Origin of the sequence: Clostridium sp. Marseille-P7770, assembly GCF_902143525.1 — a bacterium.
Lineage (GTDB): Bacteria > Bacillota > Clostridia > Lachnospirales > Lachnospiraceae > Pilosibacter.
In genome coordinates this window covers 339286-353950 of record NZ_CABFVC010000002.1, presented here as the reverse complement: position 1 = coordinate 353950, position 14665 = coordinate 339286, and the positions used below count along the sequence as shown (strand labels likewise).

Annotated in this window: 12 protein-coding genes; 4 read left to right on the top strand and 8 right to left on the bottom strand. The window is 50.7% G+C overall.

Annotated elements, in window-relative coordinates:
• Nucleotides 1–67: 67 nt before the first annotated feature.
• Nucleotides 68–1459: an alanine/glycine:cation symporter family protein gene (locus FN001_RS05370; protein WP_118298500.1), complete on the bottom strand. Its 1392-nt coding sequence runs from the start codon at nt 1457–1459 to the stop codon at nt 68–70.
• A 175-nt stretch (nt 1460–1634) separates the two neighbouring features.
• A complete protein-coding gene (locus tag FN001_RS05365; protein WP_142411068.1) occupies nt 1635–2555 on the bottom strand; it encodes a LysR family transcriptional regulator in 921 nt (306 codons plus the stop codon).
• A gap of 143 nt (nt 2556–2698) precedes the next feature.
• Between FN001_RS05365 and FN001_RS05360 the strand changes: the two genes are divergently transcribed.
• Genes FN001_RS05360 through FN001_RS05350 form a run of 3 tightly spaced genes read left to right on the top strand, consistent with a single transcriptional unit; the run spans nt 2699 to nt 5922 of the window.
• Entirely contained in the window at nt 2699–3580 is an 882-nt protein-coding gene (locus FN001_RS05360) for a DUF6282 family protein (RefSeq protein ID WP_118298502.1), read from the top strand.
• Nucleotides 3574–4887: an SLC13 family permease gene (locus FN001_RS05355; RefSeq protein WP_142411067.1), complete on the top strand. Its 1314-nt coding sequence runs from the start codon at nt 3574–3576 to the stop codon at nt 4885–4887. The genes FN001_RS05360 and FN001_RS05355 overlap by 7 nt, the downstream gene beginning before the upstream one ends.
• Nucleotides 4888–4923: 36 nt before the next feature.
• On the top strand, nt 4924–5922 hold the full coding sequence (locus tag FN001_RS05350) for an isocitrate/isopropylmalate dehydrogenase family protein (RefSeq protein WP_142411066.1): 999 nt from the start codon (nt 4924–4926) through the stop codon (nt 5920–5922).
• Nucleotides 5923–6070: 148 nt separating this feature from the next.
• Here FN001_RS05350 and FN001_RS05345 read toward each other — a convergent pair whose 3' ends face one another.
• The 5 genes from FN001_RS05345 to FN001_RS05325 all read right to left on the bottom strand — a co-directional run bounded on the left by FN001_RS05345 (nt 6071) and on the right by FN001_RS05325 (nt 12010).
• Nucleotides 6071–6856, bottom strand: a complete 786-nt coding sequence (locus FN001_RS05345) for a tRNA threonylcarbamoyladenosine dehydratase (protein WP_118298505.1) — start codon at nt 6854–6856, stop codon at nt 6071–6073.
• A gap of 315 nt (nt 6857–7171) precedes the next feature.
• The gene (locus tag FN001_RS05340) at nt 7172–8221 is read right to left on the bottom strand and encodes an aldo/keto reductase (protein ID WP_118298506.1); all 1050 of its coding nucleotides are present in this window, start codon (nt 8219–8221) and stop codon (nt 7172–7174) included.
• A 19-nt stretch (nt 8222–8240) separates the two neighbouring features.
• Nucleotides 8241–8600: a TIGR04076 family protein gene (locus FN001_RS05335; protein WP_118321574.1), complete on the bottom strand. Its 360-nt coding sequence runs from the start codon at nt 8598–8600 to the stop codon at nt 8241–8243.
• A 98-nt stretch (nt 8601–8698) separates the two neighbouring features.
• Entirely contained in the window at nt 8699–10078 is a 1380-nt protein-coding gene (locus tag FN001_RS05330; protein ID WP_142411065.1) for a Na+/H+ antiporter NhaC family protein, read from the bottom strand.
• A gap of 534 nt (nt 10079–10612) precedes the next feature.
• A complete protein-coding gene (locus FN001_RS05325) occupies nt 10613–12010 on the bottom strand; it encodes a DNA/RNA helicase domain-containing protein (protein ID WP_142411064.1) in 1398 nt (465 codons plus the stop codon).
• Between the two features lie 421 nt (nt 12011–12431).
• On the opposite strand from FN001_RS05325, the gene FN001_RS05320 reads away from it, so the two are divergent.
• Nucleotides 12432–13202 (top strand): hypothetical protein, encoded by a 771-nt coding sequence (locus FN001_RS05320; RefSeq protein ID WP_142411063.1) that lies wholly within the window; start codon nt 12432–12434, stop codon nt 13200–13202.
• A gap of 133 nt (nt 13203–13335) precedes the next feature.
• On the opposite strand, the gene purD is transcribed toward FN001_RS05320, so the two are convergent.
• The gene (purD, locus tag FN001_RS05315; protein WP_142411062.1) at nt 13336–14613 is read right to left on the bottom strand and encodes a phosphoribosylamine--glycine ligase; all 1278 of its coding nucleotides are present in this window, start codon (nt 14611–14613) and stop codon (nt 13336–13338) included.
• Between the last annotated feature and the right edge of the window lie 52 nt (nt 14614–14665).

The following is a 14665-nucleotide window of genomic DNA, read 5'->3' as shown; positions in this document are numbered from 1 at the left end:
GAACTGTCCCGTTCCTCCGCTCACAGTTTTTCAGATTTCTGCCGCTTTTCTATTCTTTTCCAGTATTTCACTTCATCTTTTTCTTCTCTTCATACTCCCGCAACGCCCGCAGCGCCTCCCCGGACAGCGGGAACAGTACCATGAGGTTGAACACGGTCATCAGTCCGACGCCGACATCGCCGAGGTCCCAGACGACTGTGTAGGCCTGAAGACCGCCGACAAACAGCATGATCAGGGCGAAGATCTTATAAAGAGTCTGATAGCACCAGCGGTTTCCGAAGAGGTATGCCACGTTGGAACGCGCATAGAACAGGATCCCGAGGAATGTCGAGAAACTGAACAATGCCAGCGTGATGGCGATAAAGACCACTCCGAACTCCCCCATATAGTAGCTCATGACTTTCTGGAGAAGGTCCATTCCTGCTAGTCCCATCGTCAGTTCCTCCGGGACAAGCAGCATGATCATCGCCGTGCAGCTGCAGATCACGATCGTATCGATAAATACGCCTAGTGCCTGGACAAGTCCGACCTTTACCGGGTCACTCTCCTCCGCCGCTGCCGCTGCACACGGTGCGGAACCGGAACCGGCCTCGTTGGAGAACAGACCGCGCTTGACTCCGTTCATGAGAACCGCGCCAAAACCGCCCGCTGCGATCTGGCGGAGTCCGAATGCCTCCTCAAAAATCCTCTTGAAAACGCCCGGAACACTTCCGAGATGCGTCGCGATGATGAACAGGGTGATCACAAAATAACATCCCGCCATGATCGGAACGATCACGTCCAGCGCACGGACCGTTGCATTCTTTCTTAAAACGATCACCGCCGAGAGCACAACAAGAATGACCGTCGTGATCATTGGTGAGATTCCAAATGCATTTTTAAATGCCGATGCCACCGAATTGCTGATGACCTGGCTGATCCCGCCCCAGCAGATCAGACCGGACAGCGCAAACAAAACGGCAACGACGGAGTGTTTCAATTTCTTTTTTCTCACGCGCTCCGCATAGCTGTGGATATAATAAGCCGGACCGCCGTGATATCCGCCGTAGAGCGGATCTTTTTCTTTGTATAGATGCGCCAGGGCTGCCTCCACAAATGCCGTGGAGGAACCAAAGATCGCCGAGATCCACATCCAGAACACGGCTCCCGCGCCGCCCGCAGAGATCGCAGCGACAACTCCGACGAGATTTCCCATTCCCACACGGGTCGCTGTCGACACAAACAAGGTCTGCACCGGTGACAGACCGCCTTCTTCCTTCTTTTTTCCGCCCAGCGCCCGGATCATATCCGGAAACAGCCGGACCGGAAGGAATTTCGTCCGGATCGTAAAATAGATCCCCGTTGGGATCAAAAGCAACACGAGAAGAGGGATTCCGATCCCATTTCCGTTGCCGATCGGGATCGTGAACAGATCTCCCCACAGGAAGCGGTACACCGCTTCGATGACTGCTAACACCATAATTTTCTTTTCTCCTTTTCAGATCGATCTTTCCGGCTGTTCTGTCATTTCCCCCCTTACAGCCGTCGTTCCAGACCGGCACCGACAAAAAGCTTCACCACCACGACGCGCCAGTCTGTTAAATTGTCATGCATTGATTTCTATTATACACATACAAGTGTGTCTCTGTCAAATCCTATCGGTGAAGCAGTTCCGGTGCCATCTCATGGAGCAGATCCGCGAGCGCTTTCGCCGCCCTGGACCGGTATTTTCCTGCCGGCCAGACCAGTGCAAGGTCCAGGAAAATCCCCTCTTTTCCGATCCGCAGATACCGGAATCCATCCCGCATGATCCGGCAGGACCGGTAGGTAAAGGCCAGCGCAACACCTTCCCGCGCAACAGCTGCCGCAAACGCCGCGGAAAGATATGTATCGAGTCCGAGAGGTTCCACACCTGCTTCCCGCAGAGAATGGCGTGCCGTCCGGCCGAGTACCGTGTTCGGCGGACCTAAAATATATTCATACGGGGCGGTATCCTTCAGATCGATCCACAGTTCTTCCGGATCATTCTCGCATGCGCGTGCATGTTTCATGACAGGATGCTCCTTCGTAGTGACGAGCATGATCTCATCCCTCATCAGTTCCTCGAATCCATGCTTGATCCGGACCGGAGGTGCTGCGATCAGTGCGAGATCCAGGATTCCCTCCAGGATCTGGTTTTCCAGATCAATACTGTCCATCTCGCTGATCTCCACATGCACTTTTGGATAACGCTCGTGAAATTTTTTCAGGACCGGCGGCAGCAGATACGTTCCCCGGTAGGTGCTGATCCCAAAGATGATCGTCCCGCCTTTTAAGTTTTCGATATCAGAAGCCTCACTGCGCGCTTCCCGGTACTGCTGCAGGATCTGTCTGGCATGAGAAATAAACGCCTCCCCGGCAGCCGTCGGGCGGACTCCTCTGGCAGTGCGGACAAAAACAGATGTACCGAGATCCTGTTCGATCAGACGGACAGCCTGACTGAGACTTGACTGCGCCATAAACAATTTTTCCGCCGCCCGGGAAATGCTCCCCTCATCGGCAACGGTTACAATGTAATCCAGCTCTTTTAAGTCCATAAAACACCTCCGTCAGATATCGGAATTATCGATACCTGGTATCGTAAATTGTGGCTTTCCCCTATATCAAGACTAGTATAAAATATAACCATAGCAAAATCAATGTCTCTGAATACAGCAAAAACACACAGGAGGGAATTTGAATGAAACAGGATCTCATGAAAGGCGTGATCGACATGCATGTCCATACGAATCCGGATCTGCGCCTTCGCGCATACGATGACTTCGAACTCATGGAAGCAGCGATCCGCGTCGGCGCGCGTGCCATCGTCATCAAGACACATCAGGGGACAACCATGGACCGAGCATATCTCTGCAACCGTCACAACGAGATCGTACATGGAAACACGAACAACTTCACCATGTACGGAAGCATCACATTAAACCGCGTTGTAGGCGGGATCAATCCGAAAGCCGTCGATACCGCACTTCGTCTTGGAGCAAAAGTTGTCTGGCTCCCGACACAGTCCGCAAAAAATCACATGCAGAAAATGGGCCAGGATCTGAGCCAGTGCGTGGAAGTCGTAAAAGACGGAAAGATCGTTCCGGAACTGCGCTCTGTACTGGAACTTGTCCGCGATCACAATGCAGTCCTTGGAACTGCCCATATCGCACCTGATGAGATCTTTACCGTCGTCGAGGCAGCCCGCGACCTCGGAGTCAAAAATATCGTGATCACCCATCCGGAGTGGTGGATCGTGGGAATGAGCCATGAAGACCAGCTCCGCCTCGTGAAGGACTACAACGTCATCCTGGAGCGCTGTTACGCACAGAACATGGGCGGCGGAAAATATAAGAGCAATCTCGCAGACAATCTGGAGATCATCAAAGAAGTCGGCTACCGAAATGTCATGGTCGACACCGACGGCGGACAGACGGAAAATCCGCACTGGGAACTCGCACTTGCGGAATACATGCAGTATCTGGTCGATCACGGAATTCCGGAAGAACATGTTTACCATATGACTCACACGATCCCGGCATCCCTGCTCGGCATCAACGAACAGGAGGAATCCGCATGTTAAGTATCATTCTGGTCGCATCCATCGCAGTTGCCGTCGTTCTTGGCTACAAGACAAAGATCAATACCGGATTCTTCTGTATCGCGTTCGCTTACCTGATCGGATGTTTCGGTATGGGGATCAAGCCAAAAGAGCTGATTAGTTTCTGGCCGGTCAGCACGATGTTTGTGATCCTGTCCGTCTCCCTTTTTTACAACTTTGCGGCTGTCAACGGAACGCTTGAGAAGATGTCTGCAAGTCTTCTCTACATGTGCCGCCGTTTCCCGGGCATGCTGCCGTTTGCCCTCTTCTTTGTAGCAGTTGTTCTCTCGGTAATGGGAGCTGCCTACTTTACTGTTCTCGCATTTCTGGCTCCGATCACGATCCTGATCTGCGAAGAAGCAAAAATGGACAAGCTGACCGGCGCTGTCGCGATCAACTGCGGTGCGCTTGCAGGCGGAAACTTTCCGACAGCCTCTCTCGGCGTCGTATTCCGCGGTCTGATCGATACCGCTTACGAGTCAGAACCGGCTTTGGGAACACCGAATTCGTTTGTGGACGAAATGAAGATTTTTGGATTCGCCATCATCTTCTCCCTGATCCTGATCGCGATCTTCCGCTTCGGTTTTAAGCGCAACCGCGGCATCGGCAAAGGAGTTACTTTCTCCAGGCCGGAACCGTTTGACAGGAAGCAGAAGCTGACTTTATACTTGATGCTGCTGATGATGGTGATCGTCCTGATCTTCCCACTCTTAAAGCTCGCGCTTCCGGACAATGCCCTGATCGGAACGATCGCAGGAAAAGTTGATGTCGGTCTCGTTGCTTTCTGCTTTACCATCATTGCCCTGTTATTTGATCTGGCACCTCAGAAAGAAGTCATCGCCCGTGTCCCGTGGAATACGATCCTCATGATCGCCGGAGCCGGCATGCTGATCGCGGTCGCTGTAAAAGCAGGCACGATCGATGCCCTGTCCGCATGGATCGGATCCAATGTACCGGCGGCCCTGATCCCGCTGGCATTCAGCTTCGTCGGTGCATTTATGAGCTTCTTCAGCTCCACGACCGGCGTTGTTGCACCGGCATTATTCCCGCTGATCCCGGGACTCGCCGCTGCAACCGGACTGAACCCGGCCGCTCTCTTTGCCTGCACGATCCTCGGCGCACAGAGCAGCGCGATCAGCCCGTTCTCATCCGGCGGAAGTCTGATCCTCGGTTCCTGTGGAAACGAGGAAGACCGCAACCATCTGTTTAACCGGCTTCTCTTTGTTGCCGTTCCGATCAGTGTGCTCTGCTGTGCAGTCTATAACCTGATCGTGACATTTGTCCTGTAGAATCAAATTGAATCATTTAAAAAGGAGATTAATCATATGAGTCACAAAATCACAGTATTCCGCGGTGACGGAATCGGTCCAGAACTTGTTGATAACGTGTTAAAGATCTTAAAGGCAGCGAACGCACCTCTCGAATATGAAGTCTACAACGTCGGGGAGGACGAATGGAAACGCAACGGCGCACTGATCCCGGAGGAAGCCTACGCATCTTTTGAGCGGACAAAAGTGCTGTTAAAATCCCCGATCACGACCCCGGTCGGAAAGGGATTCCGCTCCCTGAACGTGACACTCCGCGGAAAATATGATCTTTACGCAAACATCCGCCCGGTAAGATCCAACGATGCCGTAAAAACACCGTTCAAAAATGTAGATATCGTCATTTTCCGTGAAAATACGGAAGGCCTCTACGTCGGCGTCGAAGAACAGATCGATCCGGACACCGTCCATGCGATCAAGATCGTTACAAGAAAAGCGAGTGAGCGCATCATCCGTGACGCATTCGAGTATGCAAAGAAAAACGGCCGCAGAAAAGTGACCTGCGTTCACAAGGCAAACATCTTAAAGATGTCCGACGGCATGTTCTTATCCATTTTCAAGGAGATCGCGAAAGAATATCCGGAGATCGAGAGCGATGACAAGATCATCGACAACACCTGCATGCAGCTCGTGATGAACCCGAACCAGTTTGACGTGATGGTCATGCAGAACCTGTACGGAGACATCCTCTCCGACCTCTGCAGCGGTCTGATCGGCGGTCTCGGACTCGTTCCATCCAGCAATATCGGTGCCGATTACGCCATGTTTGAAGCTGTACACGGCAGCGCGCCGGATATCGCCGGAAAGCACCTTGCAAACCCGACTGCATTCCTCTGGTCCGCCTGCATGATGTTAGAGTACCTCGGGGAAAATGAGACTGCAGCGCGGATCCGCAAAGCCGTCGATGAGGTTCTCACAGAAGGAAAACATCTCACAAAAGACCTGCACGGAACAGCAAGTACCGAAGAGTATGTGGATGCGATCCTGGAAAGATTATAAAACTGAAATCAGAGGGGGCTGCCATTGGCAGCTCTTTCTGTATCCCTGAAAGTAAAAAGACATCACAAAACCTTGTTCGAATGGAATCCACTCCAATTTCCGGTTTTGTGATGTCTTTTTATGATCTTTTATTCGCTCCCGGCATTGATCACTGCCCCTGCTCTTCCACCTTCTTCGGCGGCATCACTGTCAGGTCTTTCACGATCTCCCCTGCAAGGATCAGTCCGGCAACCGACGGAACGAACGCGATGCTGCCCGGGATTGCGCGGCGCTCGGTGCATTTATGTTTCGCGCCCGGCGGACAGATACAGTTCTTTCTGCAGCTGATGCTCATGTCTTCCTGCTGCTCAACCGGCTGTTCCGTGGAGTAAACGACTTTTAACTTCTTCACTCCGCGCTTCTTTAATTCGCGGCGCATGACCTTCGCGAGCGGGCACATGCTCGTCTTATAGATATCCGCCACATGGAACTGAGTCGGATCCAGCTTGTTTCCGGCGCCCATGCTGCTGATGACCGGAACTTTACAATCGATCGCCCGCATGATGATCTCGATCTTTGCCGTCACCGTGTCCACCGCATCAACCACATAGGAATATTCCGTAAAGTCGAACTCATCCGCATTTTCCGGGAGATAAAAGCACTTTCTGACCTCGACCTGGGCATCCGGATTGATATCCAGGATCCGGTCGCGCATGACTTCCGCCTTATACTGTCCAACTGTCTTTCTCGTCGCGATGATCTGGCGGTTGATATTTGTCAGGCAGACCTTATCATCATCCACCAACACAAAGGAACCGACTCCGCTTCTCGCCAGTGCCTCCGCCACATATCCGCCGACTCCGCCGATTCCGAAGATCGCAACCTTCGCCTTCGCAAGGCGGTCCATATTTTCTGCTCCTAAAAGGAGCTGTGTTCTTGAGAACTGATTTAACATCTCTATCTCCAATCCTGTCTTTCCTGCAATGTTACCGGCAATCTCCCTGTTAAAACAGCCATTCGACGGGATTTTGCCCCTGAAACCTTTACCATTATACCTACTAATTCGGTATGTGTAAAGAGAAAGATTCCTTCCCATGAAAAGCAGCAGTTTTTCTGCGTCCTGTAACGAAACAGGACACCATCTCTGGTGTCCCTTCCGTACTTTCTGATATTCTCACAAAACTGTCCGAACCGTTCCTGCAGTCTGATTCTCTGTCATCGCTGATCTTGCTTTTCTGTAAATCTCCTGCCATGATCCCTGCATGTCATTTTACTTATCCACATGGTTTCTGTCCGTCAGAATGATCCCCTTATATCTCGGAGAGGTGCGCTCAAGCTCATAGCATTCTCCCTCCGGAGTCGGGTACTGATCGATAAAGTCGCGGATCGTCTTCATCTCCTCCGCGGTCAGATCAAATTCCAGTGTCTGAATGTTGGATCTTACATGTTTGGAGTTTCTGGTTCCGACCATGACGGCTCCGACGCTCTTCTGGTTTAAGATGTACTGGGTTGCCACGTTGGCGATGCTGACGCCGTGGTTGTCTGCGATCGCTTTCAGGACCGGAAGGAGCTTCTGCATTCCGTCCCAGCCGAGGGAATCCTCGATGATCTGCATGTATTTCACCTGGGAACGGGTCTCCGGCGCCTCATATGTCTTTCCCATGTAGCGCTCCGCGAGAAATCCACCGGCCAGTGTGCCGTAAGCGAATGTGTAGATGCCGTGCTCTGCGCTGTAATCCAAAAGTGTTCTCTCCGGACGGCGGTCAAAGACGGAATACTGCGCCTGGTTGGATACGACCGGGATACCGGCGTCAACCATCTGCTTTAAGGCGTTTGTATCCATGTTGCACATACCGATGTTGCGGATCTTTCCTTTTTCCTGAAGCTTTACAAGGTCAAAGGCCGTCTCCATCATGCCCGGCACATTGAAATCCCACCAGTGGAACTGTACCAGATCCAGAGCTTCGCGGTGCATTCTCTTTAAGGAGCGGTCCACGATTCCTTCCGTGTACTCCATGTTGATCACCGGAAGAACGTCCTTGTCCGGCACAAATTTCGTGTGGATCTGGATGTCTTCCTCCTGATAATGTCCGCTCGCCTTTAACTCTGTCACAAAGCGGCCGAGGACCTCCTCAGCGCCCGTGTAGATGTCGGCACAGTCAAACGTCGTAAATCCCTGCTCCACCAGCTCGTGGAACGCGCGGATCGCATCGTCATAGTCCAGGTGTCCCTGAAGACAATGCTCCGCGGAGAGCTGCCAGCAGCCATTGATGACGCGGTTGAAGGTATATCCATTTTTAAACTGAGCTTTTTTCTGCATGATCGATTCTCCTTATTATCTAATTCTCATGATATTTTCCCGCATCCGGTCTCATGAGCGGCACGACCGTGCACTGCCCATGACTCTGGATCCGCTTTCCGACTCTTGTGATCTTAAATCTCGCCCCGCAGTTCGGATCCGGGCAGGCGATCTCCGCGTCGGAGAGCATCCAGTCGTTCGGGTCCAATGGCCGTTCTTTTGCCGGAAGAAGCGGCAGGATGGCGCTCAGGGAATACATGGAAAACGATGTTTCCTTCGGAAACACCAGGTTTTCTCCCTGTACCAGGAAATAGTCCCCCACCTTGTGGCTGCACACCATCGGGCGGTCACCGGCGACTACTTCCACCTTGAGATCGTATAATGTAAAGGTATCATCCATTTTTCCATAACCTCTTTTCTCTCGTGTACTCGTTCCAACGTCTGTGCCATCCTGACACTTCATGAGCTTTCATGATCCAGATCCAGGAAACCACTCCCCTATTCTTCTTTCTGGCATCCCCATCCCGTAAGGACAGCTCCAAGGAATACAAAGAACAGGACAAATCCGTAGATCGTTCCGCCCGCAACGATGACCGGGGAAAGACCTGTCAATGCGGATCCGATGAATACGAACACGCTCATGAACGGGATGATCGCCGGAAGACTGTTTGCCGTTCCGTCTAAAAGGTTCGCTCTGCGGTACGGGTGAATGTTTCTCGCCGCTCCGATCTTATTTAAGATCGGTCCGAATGTCAGGATGGAGGCACTCGTCACACCGCCAAGTAAGATCGTTGTAAATGCGATCCCCATCATGCAGACGAGTTCAGCACCTTTCGCTGTACCAGCCATCTTACTGTCGAGGATCTTCTCGGCGATCAGGTTCAGCATGCCTGCGTCGCTTAAAACTCCCATGATGCCGAATACGGAGATGACAAGCGCACAGGTTGGTAAAATATTGTTGATCCCGTCAACCAGGAAGCCGACTGCGGCGTTGTTTGCCGCGTCGTTGGAAAATACCTGCGCCGGAGTAAATAATCCCGCTGCAAGGCCGACAAGCGTTCCTGTCGCAAGACCGACGAGGATGCCTTCATAGATATTTCTTGTTTTTGTCGAAACCGTCAGCATCAGGACAACCGGGATCAGCATGACTAACGAAACCGGGTTGGACGCCGCATCGATGGAACCTCCCTCATAAGTACCGCCAACACCGCCGAAAATCGCGAAGATCACGATCGTGATCAGTCCTGCCACCAGCGAATACTTGATACGGCTTGACACGACACCACCGATATCGGCCGGTTTTCCGTTCTTAAACTGCTGCGTGGAAGCCGAAGCGATCGTCGTGTCGGAGATCGGCGCCAGGTTATCTCCAAAGATCGCGCCGGATACGATGCAGCCGGCCATCATCATCTCGTTGGCACCCAGCATGATCCCCGCCGGGTAAAAGATCGGGAACGCGATAAACATGGTTCCGATCGAGGAACCGGTCGCTGTCGATACGATGCATGTGGCAAGAAATGTAAATGCAACGAAGATCCCGCCTTTCATGCCGACCGCGTTGGCGATCCATACGAATCCGCCGGAAAGGCCGCACAGCTTGATCAGGGCGCTGAACATGCCGACGAGCAGCAGGATCACAATGACCGATACCGACGTGATCGAGGAAATTCCCCGGATCGCACTCTCCCAGAACTCACTGTAGCTCGTGCAGAACACGCCGCCGATCAAAAGGGCTAAAAATCCTCCGACTGCAAGTGCTTCCATGTTGAATGCTTTAAAGCCGATGAACAGCACCATGCAGAAGAATACATAAATTGCTACCGGGATCAGGGACATTCCGATCCCGCCGCGAAACTGAAGTTTTCTCTCCTCGCTCATACGATTGCCTTCCTTTCTTCTGTAACATAACTCTTGTCATATACGAAAGCCTCCCGGGAGACTATGCGTTTCTGCATGCCACGATGCATTTTCTCACCGCTCCGGTTTCCGGCTTTCATAAAGGACTGACATTTCAAGTTCAGAAGATCGGGAAATCTTTTTATCAAAAAAGCCCATCCCTGAACTTCGTTCAAGGACAGGCTGTCATATACCTGCGGTACCACCTTGTTTGGTGCCAAGCACCCACTCTTTACAGAATGCAGTTACATTCCTGGTCTCGTAACGCTGACCCTGCGTCTCGGCTACTAAAGATTCCTCTTGATCCGTTCCTCTTTTTCACCTTGCCCTCTGAGGCCCACTTACCACAACACTCTGTCCGGATCCCACCGCCCCGGACTCTCTGGGAGACTGTTCTTTCTGGTACAACTTCCTCTTCAACGGTTTAAAGCAATAATAGCAATGTCATACGGATTTGTCAAGAATTTTTTATCGGAAACTGGCTGCTGATATCCCAACTATCTTCTCCCATGCTCTTCACAACAACTCCAATACTCTCTCATAAACCGGAGCATTCTCTTTCACTACGATCATCAGCTTCTCCTTCGCACCGTTTAGCCTGTAAAACAGTGTGCGCACCGTATGATCCTGCGATCGCAGATACCTGTTTTCATCGTAATAATACTTCTCATCCAACAGCACCGCCAACCGGTCCATCGTCTTCCCGTTGTCTTCCTGTCGCGAAAGGATCTGAAACCCGTGTTCCCCTGCATCCAACATCAGATTTTCCGCTTCCCGCTCATCATTTGCATACAGCACTGTGACATTCGGGAAATGCCGGGTGGTCTTCCGGTCCGGAAGGTGCATCAGATTCTGGATAAACGAGGAAAGCTCCACATTTGTCCGGATCCTGTTTGTCAGGCGGAAAAGCTGGATCCCCGGAAGTTTTTCCAGCTCATTCTTCGCACTCCGGTCCGCCTCTTCCGGGGAGATCTGGTCCTCGCAGTCACTGGAAAAGATAACCGGACGTGTTCCTGCTGCCCGTATGATCCGCTTCAGGGGCTCCTCACTCAGCAGATGCGCCTCATCAACAAAAACAGCACCATAATCCTCAAAACCGGTCTCCTCCGTGATCTCCCGATCCGACATCCAGAGAATTCGCCTGAGTCTCTCATGAAGCTTCTTCCACTCCTCTCCCGATGTCCCGCAGTGGATCATGCAGACCTTCTGACGCCCGGAAAGTTTCATCGCGATATCGTAGAGAAGCAGCGTCTTTCCCGTCCCAGGAAGTCCTGAAAATGAGTAATATCCGCTTCGCTCCGCGCGGACTTTCTTTAAGATCTGCCGCTCAATATCCTTCTGTTGGGCCGTCAGGAAATATTCCTTCTGCAAAAACCGCTCCGGCTGTGTCAGCGGGGAGATCAGATACCATTCTGCCCGGAAGCAGTCTTCGAGATCTCCCGGCTCATCCTCACCCGGATCCTTCAACTCCTCACATAGCCGGTCCCAGTCCGCATCCACAAGGTTATCATGATTCGTCAGACGGACCAGACGGTCCTCACTGCTGATATAGGTATAGGACCGGATCGGTCTCCCCAGCACCGATAAGTAATAACGGTTCTGGATCAGCTGCCTGCGGATCGCGTCCCCGGAGACAGCGCCGCTCTTCAGCTCGATGTTCACGATCTGTTTTTCCTTCACCTGGAGCAGGTCAAACTCTTTTCCGAGACGCGGGATCTGGAAAGAATAAAAGAAGCGGAGCCGGTACACCTCCGGCATATGTTCTTCCAGGTGATCCACAAATGCCCGCATACTGTTCAGTTCCCATGTCCGGATCTTTAAAGGTTTTTCCCTGCCCGACAGCTGATGCTCCAACCTGGAAAGACAGGCGATATTCTGTTTTCTTGTCAGTGCGTAGATGGATATTGATTTCATGGATACACTCCTGAATATAAAATACGTCGTAACTGTTCAGCAGCTTCACAGTTACAATGCGTCACTGTGAGCACATCGGTCATCACATCAATATTCTAACATCATGAAACAAAAATTTCATCCTGTCAATTGTTTTATTGATATGGCAGTGACCGTGCACTGTAATGGGATTTTGCCGATGCTTCGCATTCCGAATCGGCAAAATCCGAGACCATAACGGTATCATACGGAATTTTCAGTTCTGAAAATTCCTACCCGTGAAAAGTAACAATAAGTCATCATTAGAATGATCTCTATTTGGCTTGAATGTTGACACTGGATCAGCAAACCGTTATTATATAAGTATAATTTAAACAAAATCTTATTTTTATCAGTACATTATCGTATAAAGCCAAGATAAGCAGAATTTTCAGGAGGCCATATGAATAAAGCGGAAAAATCCCAAATAATTGTTCCTGTTATTTGTTTTGTGTGCGTCTTTTTGTCTGCAGTTCTGATATGGAGTTATTATAGCAAACCCGCTGATGAGGACGGAACCTTAAGCGTTACAATAAAGTATCCAGAATATGAAACTGCCGTTATAACACCGGTTTCTACGATGGAATGTGCCATAGATAACAAGTTCTTACATGAACTTCAACAAATTTCAGAAAGTTCCGATGGAAATACAAATGAACATATTTATAATTATCAATATGACACACTGCCTGATAAAATTTATATAAAGGCACCAGATATTTATGTATTTGAACAAGGCAGATCAAACTCATCCATGACACCATGCAGCGTTGGAAGTGTGGCTTACTATGCTGATGAACCTTGGTTCTCTATCACTTCAGTCACTGTAGATAAATTATATACCGGAGTTTTTGATATAACAATTTCGATCGAGTCATTTAAGGATATCGTTCCAGTAATGGCAACCTTAAAAATAGGAGATATTGTTTTGAATGAAGAAGGAAGTGCACCAGAAAAGGAAATGGCGTTTGAAAACGATAATTATATTTCAGAAACCTTTCAATTTCGGTATAATCGGGGTGCATTAAACGACATCTCTGATTTAGTTAATGAAGCAGCCTTCTGTACTGAAGATGTTTTCCGCAGAATAAGCGGAGCCCAAATAACAGCAGAATGCAATATCCCATCTGTTAAAGTTGTTATTGAGGATTCAGGATCATCTTCCAGCTTGTGATGATGAGCTATGAGAGCATTTCAGATGCATGAGAGCAGAAAAACCGGCGAAGATTTATTCATCGCCGGTTTTCTCAATATCAATCTGTCATTTTTCTTCTGATCCTGCAGATCCAGAAAATTTTCCGGATCACTTACGCCTCGTCGATCGCCCGTCCAATATCATGTCTCATATACTTATTCTCAAAGGAAACCCACTCCGTCGCCTCATAGGCTTTCTTTCTGGCTTCCTTCAGGTCTTTTCCGGTTGCGGTCACGCCGAGGACACGGCCGCCGTTTGTGACGATCTGGCCTTTGTCGTTGAATTTTGTTCCGGAGTGGAAGACATAATAGTCGTCTTTTCCCTTGAACTTCTCAAGTCCTTCGATCGGGAATCCCTTTTTGTACTCGACCGGGTAGCCGTCGGATGCAAGGATAACGCAGACCGTCGCACGATCATTGTCGAACTTTAAGTCTACCTTGTCGAGCGTTCCGTCGATGCACGCCTCAAAGACGTCCACGATATCGTTCTCCAGTCTCGGAAGAACAACCTGCGCCTCCGGATCGCCGAATCTCGCGTTATACTCCAAGACCTTCGGTCCCTCCGGTGTCAGCATCAGTCCGAAGAAGATCACGCCCTTGAACGGTCTTCCCTCTGCCTTCATCGCATCAACGGTCGGCTGGTAGATGTACTTCTTGCAGAATTCATCGACTTCCTCCGTGTAGAACGGGCTCGGGGAGAAGTTTCCCATACCGCCTGTATTTAAGCCCTGGTCGCCGTCCTTTGCACGCTTGTGGTCCTGGGCGGAACTCATGATCTTCACGATATTTCCGTCCACAAAGGACAGAACGGAAACCTCACGGCCGGTCATAAACTCCTCGATGACGATCTCATCCCCTGCGGAGCCGAATTTCTTATCCATCATGAGCGTCTTCACGCCCTCTTTTGCCTCTTCCAATGTCTGGCAGATCAGCACGCCCTTTCCAAGCGCAAGACCGTCCGCCTTTAAGACGATCGGCATCTTCGCCGTTTCAAGATACTCCAGCGCCTTCTCCGGGTCTGTGAATGTCTCATAAGCGGCTGTCGGGATATGATATTTCTTCATGAGGTCCTTGGAGAATGCCTTTGAGCCCTCAAGGATCGCCGCATTCTTTCTCGGTCCGAATACGCGGAGTCCCTCTTTCTCGAAGACATCCACAATCCCACCGACGAGCGGATCATCCATTCCGATCACGGTCAGGTCGATCTCTTTCTCTTTTGCAAATGCAACTAATTTATCAAATTCCATGGCTCCGATCGGCACGCACTCCGCCACCTCGGAGATTCCGGCATTGCCCGGCGCACAGTAGATCTTTTCGACTTTTTTGCTCTGGGCGACCTTCCATGCGATCGCATGCTCTCTTCCGCCGCTTCCAACGATTAAAACCTTCATCTATTCTTCCTCCTGTAAACTTCCCTATGACATAAGCCGACTGTCCTGGCAA

Excerpts from the sequence above, each read along its gene's own strand:
- FN001_RS05370 (WP_118298500.1), bottom strand. The coding sequence starts at position 1,459 with ATGGTGTTAGCAGTCATCGAAGCGGTGTACCGCTTCCTGTGGGGAGAT.
- FN001_RS05365 (WP_142411068.1), bottom strand. The coding sequence starts at position 2,555 with ATGGACTTAAAAGAGCTGGATTACATTGTAACCGTTGCCGATGAGGGG.
- FN001_RS05360 (WP_118298502.1), top strand. The coding sequence starts at position 2,699 with ATGAAACAGGATCTCATGAAAGGCGTGATCGACATGCATGTCCATACG.
- FN001_RS05355 (WP_142411067.1), top strand. The coding sequence starts at position 3,574 with ATGTTAAGTATCATTCTGGTCGCATCCATCGCAGTTGCCGTCGTTCTT.
- FN001_RS05350 (WP_142411066.1), top strand. The coding sequence starts at position 4,924 with ATGAGTCACAAAATCACAGTATTCCGCGGTGACGGAATCGGTCCAGAA.
- FN001_RS05345 (WP_118298505.1), bottom strand. The coding sequence starts at position 6,856 with ATGTTAAATCAGTTCTCAAGAACACAGCTCCTTTTAGGAGCAGAAAAT.
- FN001_RS05340 (WP_118298506.1), bottom strand. The coding sequence starts at position 8,221 with ATGCAGAAAAAAGCTCAGTTTAAAAATGGATATACCTTCAACCGCGTC.
- FN001_RS05335 (WP_118321574.1), bottom strand. The coding sequence starts at position 8,600 with ATGGATGATACCTTTACATTATACGATCTCAAGGTGGAAGTAGTCGCC.
- FN001_RS05330 (WP_142411065.1), bottom strand. The coding sequence starts at position 10,078 with ATGAGCGAGGAGAGAAAACTTCAGTTTCGCGGCGGGATCGGAATGTCC.
- FN001_RS05325 (WP_142411064.1), bottom strand. The coding sequence starts at position 12,010 with ATGAAATCAATATCCATCTACGCACTGACAAGAAAACAGAATATCGCC.
- FN001_RS05320 (WP_142411063.1), top strand. The coding sequence starts at position 12,432 with ATGAATAAAGCGGAAAAATCCCAAATAATTGTTCCTGTTATTTGTTTT.
- purD (WP_142411062.1), bottom strand. The coding sequence starts at position 14,613 with ATGAAGGTTTTAATCGTTGGAAGCGGCGGAAGAGAGCATGCGATCGCA.